The following is a 12,374-nucleotide window of genomic DNA, read 5'->3' on the forward strand; positions in this document are numbered from 1 at the left end:
GCGCGCTCCACGGCTAAGATCGTCGGGTGACTGAGAGAAGCGAAGCAGCGTCGACGTCCCGGCGACTCCGCCTCCTCGCATTTGCACCGCTTCTCGCCCTCATCGCTCTCGCCTGTTGGGCAATGTCGTCGCCTGCCGGCTCGAGCCCGGATGACGAATTCCATCTGACGAGCATCTGGTGCGCGACCGGCGAGAAGTCGGGCACATGCGAGAACGTCGAGGGTGAGCCGAAGCTGCGCGCGGTGACGACCGATCTTGCCGACGCGGGGGAGTGCTTCAAGTTCCAGTCGTCGGTGAGTGCAGGCTGCGTTGAACGCGCCGATGGGGCGGATCCTCTGGTCGAGACGAACCGCGGCAACTTCGCAGGAAGCTACCCTCCGATCTACTACACCGCCATGGGGGTCTTCGCCGGTCAGGCCTTCAGCGACCTGACCATGATCCTGTTGCGCGTGCTCAACATCGCGATCTTCCTTGTCGTCGCCGTCGCACTCCACCTCCTGCTTCCCAGTCGACTGCGCTCGACGTCGATGTGGATGTGGATGATCGGGCTGGTACCACTTGGCCTGTTCCTCATCGCCTCCAACAATCCGAGTGCGTGGGCGGTGATCAGCGGCGGAAGCGTCTGGCTCGCCACGCTCGGGTACTTCTCCTCGAGTGGCTGGCGAAAGTGGGCCCTGTTCGCGCTTGCCGTCGTCGCGACACTCATGGGTGCCGGAGCACGGGCCGATGCTGCTGCGTACGCGGGCATCGGGGTGGTGGTCGCCTCCATCCTGTCTGCCGAGCGATCGAAGCGCTTCCTCGTCGCCGTCGCGCCGTTCATCGCCGCCCTGTTGATGGCCGCTCTCTTCTTCATCGTCACGGGGCAATCGGGCGTGCTGTCGGCAGGCTTGACCGGACAGTCCGATCGTTCGTCGCTACCGATCTCAGAGCTCGTGTTCCAGAACCTCGTCAACGTCCCATCTCTCTGGGCGGGTGTGTTCGGGACCTGGAACCTGGGCTGGCTGGATACGCCGATGCCCGCGGTCGTCTGGGTGGGTGCGCTCGGAGTGTTCGCGGCCGTGGTCTTCGCCGGACTTCGCTCGATGTCGTGGCGGAAGGCGGCCGCTCTCGGCGTCGTCACCGCCGCTTTGGTGCTCGTCCCTGTCTGGGTCCTCGTCCAAAGCCGCGTCGTCGTCGGCTCGGAGGTTCAGCCTCGCTACATCCTGCCGTTGATGGTGATGCTCGGCGGCGTGGCACTCGTGCAGGTCGCCGGTCGGAGGATCGACTTCACAACGACGCAGATATGGCTGGTCGGGGGCGCGCTCGTCGTTGCCAATGCTGTGGCGCTCCACACGAACATCCGACGCTACATCTCCGGCCTCGACGTCACTGACTGGAACCTCAATCACCATGTCGAGTGGTGGTGGGACATCCCCATCTCGCCGATGGTGGTCTGGGCGATCGGTTCGCTCGCGTTCGCAGGTGCGATCTTCGTCATGCTGCGCTGGCTTCGAAAGCAGCCATCCGAGGAGATCGCGTGATCACGGGCATCCTCCGATACCTTGGCGCCGGCTTCTTGGCGTTCCTCGTGGACTTCGGACTGCTCGCCCTGTTCCGTGAAGTGTTCGGCTGGCCGACCGCCCTTGCCGCGACCGTCGCGTTTCTCATGAGCTTCGCGTTCACGTACACGATTCAACGCACGCTCGGCTTCATGTCACGCGCACCTCACGGGCGCGCGCTCGTCCGGTACACGATCCTCGTCGCGATCAACACGGTCGCGACCGCCGCCATTGTGACCCTCTTGGACCAGACGGCGGCAGGTTGGGCGGTCGGCAAGGTGGTCGCCACCGCGGCGACGACTATCTGGGGCTACTTCGCCTACCGCTGGTGGGTGTTCGCCGAGAGTCCGCGATCGCATGAAGCAACAAGCCAGGAGCCCTGATGGTATTCGAAGGTGCCCGCATCGCCGCGGTCGTCCCGGCATTCAATGAAGAGAAGATGATCGCCGCCGTCATCGAGACGATGCCGGCCTTCGTGGATCACATCGTCATCGTCGACGACTGCAGCAATGACGCCACGAGCGAGATCGTCGGAGCTTCGACGGACCCCCGCGTCGAGCTCATCCGCCACGACGTGAACACCGGAGTCGGCGGCGCTATCATCACCGGTCATCGTGCGGCGCTGGCGGCGGGCTCGGATGTCAATGTCGTCATGGCCGGCGACGCGCAGATGGATCCGTCTTACCTGCCGGCGCTGCTCGAGCGAGTGACCACCCAGGGTTACGGATTCGCGAAGGCGAACCGGTTCTTCTCACCTGAGTCGTTCCACGGGATGCCGAAGCACCGAGTCTTCGGCAACATCGTGCTCTCGTTCATGACGAAACTCGCCAGTGGATATTGGAACCTTTTCGATCCACAGAACGGCTACACGGCCATCCGCACGGAGGTACTCAAGCGCATCGACCTCGATCGCGTTGCACGGCGCTACAGTTTCGAGAACGACCTGCTCATCCACCTCAACATCCTGCAGGTGCCGGCCGTCGACGTGCCGATCCCGGCCATCTACGGCGCCGAGGTGTCGAGCATGCGGCTCAGCACGGTTGTACCCGAGCTCCTAGGCCTGCTGACCAAAGGATTCTGGCGACGCATCTGGTACCGATATGTGCTGTGGTCGTTCTCGCCGATCGCGCTCCTGCTCGTGCTCGGACTCGTCCTGTTCGTGTCCGGCCTCAGTGTGGCGATCTGGGTGTGCTTCCAAGTCGCCGCCTCCGTTGTCGCCACGGCGGCGACGGTCATGCTCGCGGCCCTGCCACTGATGATCGGCACGCAGATGCTCCTCAGCGCATTGCAGCTCGACATCCAAGCGAGCCCATCGACACCCAACATGATGCCGTTCACTGCGGTGCCGAAAGGTGACTCCCGACCATGACCTCCGCATTCGCAGCCTGGTGGCGCGCCAGCTTCGCCGCGATTCTCACTTGGGCGATCGTCGGCCTCAGTTTCGTCATCGGCTACGTCTCGATGGTGCGAACCCAACCGCTGTATGCTCCTGACTCCGCCCACTACCTCGCGAAAGCGTTCTGGTTCCTCGGCGCGAGTCCACAAGAGGCCCACGACCGAGTCGCCGAATTCGCCGCCGGGTACGGGATTACCGAGATCCCCGGTGTCGACCTCATGTTCGGGTGGGGCCTCGTCCAGCCGAGGGTTGTGCTCTCGGCGCTGGCGACACCGTTCGTGGCCATGTTCGGCCCGATCGGCCTCGCCGTGACGACATTCCTGATCTCGCTTGCGCTGATGATCGTGTTGACACTCATCCTCATGCGACGTTTCGGCAATGTCCCAACTGTCGCCGTCATGCTGATGGTCAACACGAGTGCGTACCTCGTGTTCTACAACGGGGCGATGCTCACGGAGTCACTCTCGGCGCTGCTGACAGCGTTCACGCTCGTAGCCGCGTGGCGTTACGTCCGCGACGCACGTGGATGGCTGCTCATCGTGATGGCGGCCCTCACGGTTACCTCGGCCTTCACTCGTCAGTCGACGCTGGTGGTCGCCGGCGCGTTCCTGGGCGCGTGGCTCTTCGGCATGCTCGTGAGCCGTTCTCGGCGAAGCGTATGGATGTGGCCGGCCGTCGTCGTCGTCAGTGCGAGTCTCGGGAGTCAGCTGCTCCAGGCGCTCATTTTCCCTTCGTTCTCGCAGGCCGACCAATTCCTCAGAGCCACGGGCACTGACAGCCTCGGCGAAGCGATCCTCGCGATCCCTCGCATGGTGGTCAAGATCGTGTCGACGGATGTCTACAACTACCTCGCCAACGATCCGATCCTGTTCGTATTCATCGTGATCTCGTTGCTCGGTATCGTGCTGTTCTGGCGCCGCTCGGAGGCTCACCTGCTCGTCGGGGCGATCCTCGCGATCGCCTTGTACAACATCACGAACGGTACGCCGACCGCGTTCCGCTACGCGATCCCCGGTCTCGTCTTCTACGTGGTCATGGTGGGGCTCGTGATCCACGCGACGGCGCGGCTCCAGCGCGGGACGAACGAAGTCGACCTCGGCGAGCAGCGGGGCAGGTACGTCGCAGGCTGAGGTCGAGTCAGCCGGACGAGGTCTCAGAGGAAGCGGCCGGCCGGAGGTAGTCGGAAAGCGCGGGCGCCAGATAGCGCACGTAGGCCGCCGTGAGGTGGTTCACGTCTCGATAGACGAGCAGGTTGTCGACGACGACCGGGCAGATCTCTTCGTCGCAGACGTACGCCGTGAGATCGGCGAACGTGCCGCTGCCGGCGTCAGTACCTCGGTGCTCAGCCGCCGCTTGGTCGGCGTCGAGCACGTCCGAACGAGCGCCCGCGCAGGGCAGCACATCCTCGAGGTGAGTCGAGATGCAGAGCGCGGGTGCCGCAGTGAAGCGTGGCGTGTCGGCGATGACCACGACCCGGCTGCCCGCCTGGTTCAAGGCAGCCACCGATCGCTCGACGCCGTCCTCCCACGCGCGGAGTCGGTCTTCCGTATCTGGGGCGCCTTCCAACGGGTAGGCCGCATAGCTCGAGAACACGACGAGGTCCGGCGGGTCCGCAGCGAGTTCGGCCATGACGGCGGCCCGCCATCGATCACACGAGAGATAGGGAACGTTCTTGTCGAGCACCGTGACGTCGACAGCCGGGCACGACGACTTCGTGTACGCGTGAATGGCCATCTCAGTGTCGGTGGTTGCGAGCTGCTCGAGTGCGGGCAGCCACTGTGCGGAATGGGAGTCGCCGAAGAGGGCGACCCTGAACGACCCGGAGGGGTTGCCGTACACGCAATCCTGCACGGTCTCAGTCGCGACGTCGTTGTGGCAGCCGTCGGCATACACGGAGGCCATATCGTCGCCGGCAGTCTCCAGCGTCGGCGTGAGATTCGACGGTACATGGGATGTCGCAGAGGGCGGCGACGTGGGGAACGACGGGGCAGCCGCGACTGCTGCTCCTCCTGGCAGCTCCCTCGTTGCTGCCCAGGCCGCTCCCGTGCCGAGCGCGAGCGCGAGCACACCCGTCACAGCTGCGGTCCCCAGCAGCGTCACTCGCGGACGCCGCCCGGCGAGCACGGAGGGCGAGCGAAGCGGTGCTTCGACGAATCGGTAGAGCAGATACGCGAGCGGAAGGGCTACGACGATTCCGAGGAGCACGGTGATCCAGAGCCCGAGGGGGCGGTCGTAACCGACCGCGGCCTGCGGCACAACGAGGAGTGGCCAGTGGACCAGGTACAACGAATACGAGATGAGCCCGATGAACTGCATCGGCCGAACGGACAGAGCCATCGCCGGTCCGCCGACGGGTCGGGCTGTGCCGAAGTAGATGACGGCTGCGGTGCCCGCCACGGGCAGCACGGCAGCGAAGCTCGGGAACGGCGTCGCATCGTCGAAGAGCACGGCCGATGCCAGGATCATCGCCACGCCGATCCAACCCCCGACCGCTGCGATCCAGGGTTTCATCCGCGGCACGCGTCCGAGCACCGCGGCACCCACGAGCGCGCCGGCGAGTAGTTCCCAGGCTCGGGTCGGCAGCGTGAAGAACGCCAGGGGCTGCTGAGCCTGAGTCATCAGGATGCATGCGACGAGGCTCACCGCGGCGAGCCCGGCTATCCCCGCGGCGACGAGCGCACGACGCCGGCGGACGAGCAGCGCCAGGAGCAGTAGCAGCATCGGCCACAGCAGATAGAACTGCTCTTCGACGCCGAGCGACCAGTAGTGCTGGTAGGGCGAGGGTGCGTGATCTGCGAGATAGTCCGTGTTCTGCGCGGCGAACCAGATATTGGGCACGTACAGCACCGTGGCGAGGGCATCGCGCAGGATCCGTTCGATGCTCAACGGAGGGAGGAGTGCCACGACGGCGAGGGCAGTCAACCCGGCGACGACGAACGAGGCGGGGAGAATTCGTCGGGCGCGCCGGGCGTAGAACTTGGCAAACGAGACGCGGCCGTCGCGCTCGATCATCTCGAGCAGGTGGCTCGAGATGAGGAATCCAGAGATGACGAAGAAGACATCCACGCCCACGTAGCCGCCCGGCACTCCGGGAACTCCGGCGTGGTAAAGCAGTACGAGGCCGACGGCCACGGCCCTGAGACCCTGGATGTCGGGCCGGAAGCGGGGAGGGGCGGATTGCGTCACTGCCATGCGACCACCGTGCGGTCAGGAGACAGCTGCACGATGCTCGTCGAGTGCAGCGATGACGCGTCCTGCGGCGTGCCCGTCACCATAGGGGGCGGCATCAGTCGGCGCGGCCGCCGGTCGAGCCACCCCTGCGACGATCTCTGTCGGCGTGTTCGCGAGGACGTTCCATCCGAGGTCGACCGTCTCGACCCACTCCGTCTCCGTGCGCACGGTGGTGCAGGGAACGCGCAGAAGGAACGCCTCCTTCTGCAGTCCGCCGGAGTCGGTCACGACACCTGCGCTCGCAATCGCCGCCGCGATGAGGTCGGGATACGCCACTGGCGGATGTTCCAGCAGCGACCCCTGCGTGAGGGAGATGCCATGGGCCGCGGCCTTGGCAACGACCCTCGGGTGCGCCAGCAGGATGACGGGCTTGTCGAGACCGGCGAGTGCCTCGGCGATCTCGGCCAGCCTGACCGGGTTGTCGGTGTTCTCCGCGCGGTGGATCGTCGAGACGTAGAAGCCTCCGGGCGCGAGGTCGAGCTCGTTCACGAGCTGCGACGGGCGCTGGGCGATCGCATCGCGCACCTCGAACAGCACGTCGGTCATGACGTCGCCGACGAGCATCGTCCGCGCTGCGAGCCCCTCGGCGGCCAGATGATCGACCGCGACCTGCGTCGGCGCGAGCAGCAGGTCGGCAGCGTGGTCGGTGAGAACGCGGTTGTGCTCTTCAGGCATGCGGCGGTTGAACGAGCGAAGGCCGGCCTCGAGGTGCGCGACCGGGATGTGCAGCTTCACCGCAGAGACGGCCGCGGCGAGCGTGGAGTTCGTGTCGCCGTAGACGAGCACCCAGTCAGGCCGGTGCTCGTCGAAGACGGCATCGAGCGCGCCGAGCATGGCGCCCGTCTGCACGCCGTGCGAACCCGAACCGACACCCAGGTGCACGTCGGGCGCGGGAATGCCGAGGTCATCGAAGAAGACGTCAGAGAGCATCGGATCGTAGTGCTGCCCGGTGTGCACGATGACATGATCCACGGATGCAGCGGATGCAGCCTTCGCGATGGGGGCGAGCTTGACGAACTGCGGGCGCGCGCCCACGACGCTGACGATCTTCACGAGAGTCCAGTCTACGGATCACCATGGACGACATGGTCGCGAGGGTAGCGTCCAATGCACTTCGCTAGAGTGTCCGCGTGCGAGTGATCATGGTGACGGCGTGGTACCCGAGCATCGCCTCCCCAGTGTCGGGGGTGTTCGTGCACAGGGACGCCGAGCTGATCGCTACTGCGAACGATGTCGAGATCGTTCATCTCGCATCGCCTGAACTGATCTCACCGGACGACATCGCCGCGGATCGCGAAAGAGGACTCCCAGTCACCCGGATTGCGCTTTCTCGCGCCAATCCGCTCGATCTGCGCCGGGCGTGGGCGCCGCTCGAGGCGAGGATCCGGGGCGCCGATGTGCTCCACACGCAGGCGTTCACCACTCTGTTTCCTTTCGCAGGTCGGCGCGTGAGATTGCCATGGGTGCACTCGGAGCACTGGTCCGGTGTAGCCGATCCATCGTCCCTGACACCGCGGGGTCGCGCGGTGTTGCGGGCCACCGCGCCCTTGCTTCGGCGACCAGACGTCGTGACGACTGTGAGCACGTACCTGGCAGACCAGGTGCGACGGCATCGTCCAGGCCCGATCTCGGTCGTGCCGTCTGTCGTCCCGGCGGCGTCTATGGTCCTGCCGCCGCACGATGCGGCCCTCATCCGCCTTGTGGCAGTCGGTGGGCTCGTGAGCGGAAAGGACCCGCTCCTCGCCCTCGAGACGCTGCGAGAACTCGATCGTCGCGGTTTTCCCGCGAGCCTCACGTGGGTCGGCGACGGTGCTTTGCGCGAGTCCCTTCAGCAAGCCGCCGGTGCAAACGACAATCTCACTCTTCTGGGTGCTGTGGATGGAGCCGGGGTGTCGGCCGCTCTCGATGCGGCCGACATTTTCATACTCCCGACGAAGGGCGAGACGCTGTGCCTCAGCGCACTGGAGGCCATCACTCATGGACGACCGGTCGTGATCGGGGCTCGAGGCGGGCAACGTGACTACATCGTCGCCGACAATGGCGTCCTCGTCGAGCCACGCACTCCGGCGGCGTATGCCGATGCCGTCGTGAGCTTGTGGCAACGCCGGGCCGAGCTCCCCCCGGAGCGCGTCGCGGCGACGATCGGTGACCGGTTCCAGGAGTCGCATGTCTTGGAGGGGTACCACGAAGCGTACGCGCTGGCGCGCGCGTCGCGGCGAACTACGGTCTGATGAATCTCCACGGATTCGAGTCCGTTGATCGACCTACGGCTGAATCGATTCGTGCCATCCCCGCCTCGAGGGTCACAATATGGATAGTGAGGCGCCGAAATTGCCCGACCGCGCGTCGATCTCGCCGTTCGCTGACGACCATATGACGCGTCGAGCCGAGCCACTCGCCATCAGCCACCTCGACAGGTTGGCGCGCTCCGAACAGCCCATATTCGTCTCCACCCTCGACCTCCCCGACACGTCCCACCGAGGCAACCTCGGGCACGCTCGAACCTGCGGTGGTCGCTCTCGTGATCAACTCCCAGGCGAGACGACGCCTGGCTGATAACGGTCGATCGTCGTCGAGGTCGTGCACGACGGCACTCTGAGCGCAAATGTGCTTTGCGACGCTTGGATCGGAATCGTTCGGGTCGCAAGCGAGTGCCGCCGGTCGGCTCGATCGCGATAACCTATCGAGGCAGCATGGGTGATCAACCTAGGAAGGACGAGATGACCGAGACGCTCCTCATCTTGTCGTTCTCCAACCTCCAGTCCGATGCTCGGCTGTTGCGTGAGATCTCGCTCTTCTCGCCTCGAGGTCGCATCGTGACGGCAGGATGGGGTCCCGCGGTACCGGGAGTCGACCACATCCAGCTCCCGATGCCTGACTCGAGCGGTCGTCGGCGCCGGGTCCGGTTCTACATTGAGGCGGCACTCTTGCGCCTCCACCTGTACCGCCTCCTGTACTGGACTGATCCGGCCGTGCGTTCCGCACGCCGCGCACTACGGCGCACAAAGCCGTCGCGCGTACTCGCGAACGACATCGAGACAGTGCCGCTCGCGCTCTCATTGGCACCCCCCGAGAGCATTCATGCAGACCTCCACGAGTACTACCCCGGCCTGCACGACGACAACCCCCGATGGGTGCGGTTGCGCAAGCCGTACTACGAATGGCTCATTCGTCGTTACGCGACGCGGGTTGCGTCCGTGACGACAGTCGGTGGCGCGGTCGCTGAGGCATATGTCAGTCACGGCATCCGTGCTGCGGTCGTGACCAACTCCCCGACGTACCGTGAGCTCGCCCCGGTCCCCGTCGGCCGGACCATCCGCCTGATCCACCCCGGCGCGGCGCTGCGCAGCCGTCGTATCGAGAACATGATGCGCGCCGCGGCGGAGACGAGTGCCGATGTGACGCTGTCGGTATTTCTGGCCCAGAACGATCCCGCCTACGTCGACGAACTGCGCGAGCTTGCAACGCAGCTCGGGGATCGGGTGACGGTGCACGATGCTGTGCCGCACGCCGAACTGTTGGGCCTCATCAATACGCACGACGTCGGAATCCATGTTCTTCCGCCCACCGTCACCAACAACGCCCTCGCGCTGCCGAACAAGTTCTTCGACTTCGTCCAGGCCCGAGTTGGCATCGTCGTAGGCCCGACGCCCGGTATGGGGGAGCTCGTCGAGGCCCATAGGTTCGGTGCCACGACGGGAGGCTTCGAAGAGGCTGACATCCGAGTTGTACTCGACGGCCTCACGCGAGAGCTGGTCTCGGGCTGGAAGTCCGCCGCAGACGACGCAGCGCGGGCGCTGTCGGCGGAGCGTCAGCTCCCAGTCTGGACAGCCGCAGTCGAGGCGTTATCGCCAGTGCGACGCTGACGACGATCCGTCGCTGATGCTCACCTGCGCCCGCGAGATCCGCCGCTGTGCGAAGAGCGATCGAAGCGGCGCATGACGGTGGAAGATGAGCGTGGGATTCGCCGGCACGATCGCGTCGAATGATCGGAACCGGTCGCGGCCGGCCAACAGGCCGCGAAGCAGCTGCGATGCTCCCGGCCCACTCAGGGCGGCGGCGATGATGGCGCGATCCCGCCGCGAGAGCAATCCCTGAGGTCTCGGTGCCCATCCCTCGACGCGCGACAGGGCGAGCCGCAGCGACTCGCCGGTCATCGCATTAACGCCCTCGTCGCCGAGGCGGGCAGCGATGGCGTCAATCACGAAGACCCGAATCGTCTTCGCTGCAAACGCGCGTCGGGCCGCCCTGCTCATGGTCGCGAAGACGGGATCGGCCTCGATCGCGTCGAAGAAGAGGAGGTCGTTCTTCAGCGAGCCGGTGGCCCTTGTCACCCGGTCGTTCTGATCGTCGTGCTCGATGTACGGCGGTAGTCGCGGGTCGAACGCCACATTTGCTCCGGAGAACCACAGGCGCAAGGTGAACGCTTGGTCCTCGCCGCGCGGGAGGCCCGGCGTCAAGCGAAGATCCATGAAGCGATCGCGACGCAGAAGGCCAAGGGGCGCCGCGCGCTCGAAGAGCCGATCGCGGTCGCCGTCGAGCTTGCTCACACGTCGGGGACGAGGACGGGGCGCGGTGCCATGACGGCCGCTCGTCCGTGAGATCGGGGCCACCACCACGTCGGCACGAGTGGCGTCCGCGAGCTCGAGCCAGGCGTCGAGAGCACCTGGCGCGAACTCGTCGTCCGACCCTACGATGCTCACGAACTCGCCGATGGCCACGTCGAGACCGGCATTGAAGGCATTGGCCGGTGAGGGCACACCGTCGGCGAGTGCGATCACGCGAACTCGCGGATCATCGGCGAGGATCCCGAGACGCCTGCGAATTCCTGCCGGATCGGTGTTGTGCGCGATCACCGTAACGGTGACCGGTGCTGCGGTACGAAGGGCGGATGCCGCGACCCGCTCGATCGGACGAGAGTCGGTGTGGACGCCGACGACCACTTCAATCCGCGGCCGTGGGGCCGGCTCAGTCGTCTCGTCCATCGCCCGGCTTCTCGTGAGGTGTGCTCTGCAGGAGTTCAGGAGCCGCCGCCGCTTCGATGGCCGTCGCGACTCGACGGCCGGCCGCGAGCGATCGTAGCGGTGCGTGGCGGTGAAACAGGCGCAGCGGATCGACGGTGATCAGGGCCCCGGGGCTGAGATAGCGCGAGCGGTCGCCGATAGCCTTCCGAAGGCGGTCGGCCGACGAAGTCGGGTCGAGAGCCGCATTGAGCGCGCGACGATCGCGCACCGCCAGTAGACCGTCGACTCCCGGTGCCCAGCCCCGCAATATCTGTAACGTTTCCGCGACTGCCTCCCGGTCGGCGTGTGGGAGTCCCGCATCGGAGATGCGTGTAGCGATTGCGGAAATGACGTGGACGCGAACGATCTTGGCGGCGACCGCTCGACGTGCAGCCGGCGACATCGATTGGAAGACCGTGTCGGCTTCCATGCCTTCCAGATACGCCACATCGTCGGCCAACGGCCCGCCGCGCTGCGTCACCCGGTCTGACTGATCGTCCCATTCAAGATATGCAGGCGTCGTCGGATCAAATGCGATCTCCGCCCCCGAAAACCAGAGGTGGAGGCCGAAGACCTGGTCGACCCCTCGAGGTAGTCCCTCTGCGAACCGGAGACCGGGGAATCGATCAAGGCGGACGAGACCGAGCGGTGCGACTCGCTCGAAGAGACGGTCGCGGTCTCCGTCGAGACCAGACGTGCGGTGCGGTCTGACTCGGGGCGACGGCACCGCACCGCCGCCCATACGGCGGATGGGAGCGACGACAACGTCGGCCTCGACACGATCTGCGAGTTCGACCCAGGCATCGAGGGCATGGGGTGCGAGTTCATCGTCGGATCCGATGAGGCTCATGAACTCACCTGTCGCGTTGTCGAGGGCGAAGTTGAACGCGTTCGCAGGAGAACGCACCCCGTCGTGCAACTCCAGGACGCGCAGGCGGGTGTCATCCGCGAGTCTGTCAAGACGTGCACGCACGCCGCCGACATCTGTGTTGTGGACGACCACTGTCACTCGCGTCGCGACGGTGTTCTTCAATGCTGACGCCACGGCCCGCTCGACTGGACGCGACGTATTGTGGACGCAGACAACGGCCTCGACGCGAGGACCTCGTGACGAATGTGTCGCGGCCGCGCCGTCGGGGGTCTCGTCCATCGCGGTTCGATACTAGCCGGTCACACCCTTCCACCGACCATCGGCACGAGCAAGGA

Annotated in this window: 10 protein-coding genes and 2 pseudogenes; 7 read left to right on the forward strand and 5 right to left on the reverse strand. The window is 65.6% G+C overall.

Annotated features, from left to right (window positions below; all coding sequences use genetic code 11):
• The first annotated feature begins 26 nt into the window (after positions 1 to 26).
• The 4 genes from AC1C2T_RS09965 to AC1C2T_RS09980 are packed head-to-tail and all read left to right on the forward strand — an operon-like array spanning position 27 to position 4,064.
• A complete protein-coding gene (locus AC1C2T_RS09965; protein WP_495385167.1) occupies positions 27 to 1,520 on the forward strand; it encodes a DUF2142 domain-containing protein in 1,494 nt (497 codons plus the stop codon).
• Positions 1,517 to 1,921, forward strand: a complete 405-nt coding sequence (locus tag AC1C2T_RS09970; RefSeq protein WP_495362397.1) for a GtrA family protein — start codon at positions 1,517 to 1,519, stop codon at positions 1,919 to 1,921. Before AC1C2T_RS09965 ends, AC1C2T_RS09970 begins: the two co-directional genes overlap by 4 nt.
• Entirely contained in the window at positions 1,921 to 2,907 is a 987-nt protein-coding gene (locus tag AC1C2T_RS09975) for a glycosyltransferase family 2 protein (RefSeq protein WP_495362398.1), read from the forward strand. The genes AC1C2T_RS09970 and AC1C2T_RS09975 overlap by 1 nt, the downstream gene beginning before the upstream one ends.
• On the forward strand, positions 2,904 to 4,064 hold the full coding sequence (locus AC1C2T_RS09980) for a hypothetical protein (RefSeq protein WP_495385168.1): 1,161 nt from the start codon (positions 2,904 to 2,906) through the stop codon (positions 4,062 to 4,064). The genes AC1C2T_RS09975 and AC1C2T_RS09980 overlap by 4 nt, the downstream gene beginning before the upstream one ends.
• A 7-nt stretch (positions 4,065 to 4,071) precedes the next feature.
• Here the strand turns inward: AC1C2T_RS09980 and AC1C2T_RS09985 are convergent, their stop codons facing one another.
• Complete coding sequence (locus AC1C2T_RS09985; protein ID WP_495385169.1) at positions 4,072 to 6,126, reverse strand: acyltransferase family protein; 2,055 nt, start codon at positions 6,124 to 6,126, stop codon at positions 4,072 to 4,074.
• Between the two features lie 15 nt (positions 6,127 to 6,141).
• Positions 6,142 to 7,218 carry a non-hydrolyzing UDP-N-acetylglucosamine 2-epimerase gene (wecB, locus tag AC1C2T_RS09990; RefSeq protein WP_495385170.1) on the reverse strand — a complete coding sequence of 359 codons (1,077 nt, stop codon included), beginning with the start codon at positions 7,216 to 7,218 and terminating at the stop codon, positions 6,142 to 6,144.
• 89 nt (positions 7,219 to 7,307) lie between these two features.
• Between wecB and AC1C2T_RS09995 the strand changes: the two are divergent.
• From AC1C2T_RS09995 to AC1C2T_RS10005, 3 genes and pseudogenes are all read left to right on the forward strand, one after another.
• Positions 7,308 to 7,802: pseudogene (locus AC1C2T_RS09995) on the forward strand (glycosyltransferase); the annotation flags it as partial.
• Positions 7,803 to 7,826: 24 nt separating this feature from the next.
• Complete coding sequence (locus AC1C2T_RS10000; protein WP_495385415.1) at positions 7,827 to 8,396, forward strand: glycosyltransferase family 4 protein; 570 nt, start codon at positions 7,827 to 7,829, stop codon at positions 8,394 to 8,396.
• Between the two features lie 489 nt (positions 8,397 to 8,885).
• Complete coding sequence (locus AC1C2T_RS10005; RefSeq protein ID WP_495362402.1) at positions 8,886 to 10,031, forward strand: glycosyltransferase family protein; 1,146 nt, start codon at positions 8,886 to 8,888, stop codon at positions 10,029 to 10,031.
• Here AC1C2T_RS10005 and AC1C2T_RS10010 read toward each other — a convergent pair.
• The 3 genes and pseudogenes from AC1C2T_RS10010 to AC1C2T_RS10020 form a co-directional block, all read right to left on the reverse strand.
• Complete coding sequence (locus AC1C2T_RS10010) at positions 10,011 to 11,150, reverse strand: glycosyltransferase family 2 protein (protein ID WP_495362403.1); 1,140 nt, start codon at positions 11,148 to 11,150, stop codon at positions 10,011 to 10,013. The two genes, AC1C2T_RS10005 and AC1C2T_RS10010, sit on opposite strands and share 21 nt — an antisense overlap.
• Complete coding sequence (locus AC1C2T_RS10015) at positions 11,134 to 11,649, reverse strand: hypothetical protein (protein ID WP_495362764.1); 516 nt, start codon at positions 11,647 to 11,649, stop codon at positions 11,134 to 11,136. Before AC1C2T_RS10015 ends, AC1C2T_RS10010 begins: the two co-directional genes overlap by 17 nt.
• 234 nt (positions 11,650 to 11,883) lie before the next feature.
• Positions 11,884 to 12,318: pseudogene (locus AC1C2T_RS10020) on the reverse strand (glycosyltransferase); the annotation flags it as partial.
• Positions 12,319 to 12,374: the final 56 nt, after the last annotated feature.

The sequence above is a fragment of the Agromyces sp. Y558 genome (assembly GCF_059445415.1).

Excerpts from the sequence above, each read along its gene's own strand:
- AC1C2T_RS10000 (WP_495385415.1), top strand. The coding sequence starts at position 7,827 with ATGGTCCTGCCGCCGCACGATGCGGCCCTCATCCGCCTTGTGGCAGTC.
- AC1C2T_RS10005 (WP_495362402.1), top strand. The coding sequence starts at position 8,886 with ATGACCGAGACGCTCCTCATCTTGTCGTTCTCCAACCTCCAGTCCGAT.
- AC1C2T_RS09980 (WP_495385168.1), top strand. The coding sequence starts at position 2,904 with ATGACCTCCGCATTCGCAGCCTGGTGGCGCGCCAGCTTCGCCGCGATT.
- AC1C2T_RS09985 (WP_495385169.1), bottom strand. The coding sequence starts at position 6,126 with ATGGCAGTGACGCAATCCGCCCCTCCCCGCTTCCGGCCCGACATCCAG.
- AC1C2T_RS09975 (WP_495362398.1), top strand. The coding sequence starts at position 1,921 with ATGGTATTCGAAGGTGCCCGCATCGCCGCGGTCGTCCCGGCATTCAAT.
- AC1C2T_RS10010 (WP_495362403.1), bottom strand. The coding sequence starts at position 11,150 with ATGGACGAGACGACTGAGCCGGCCCCACGGCCGCGGATTGAAGTGGTC.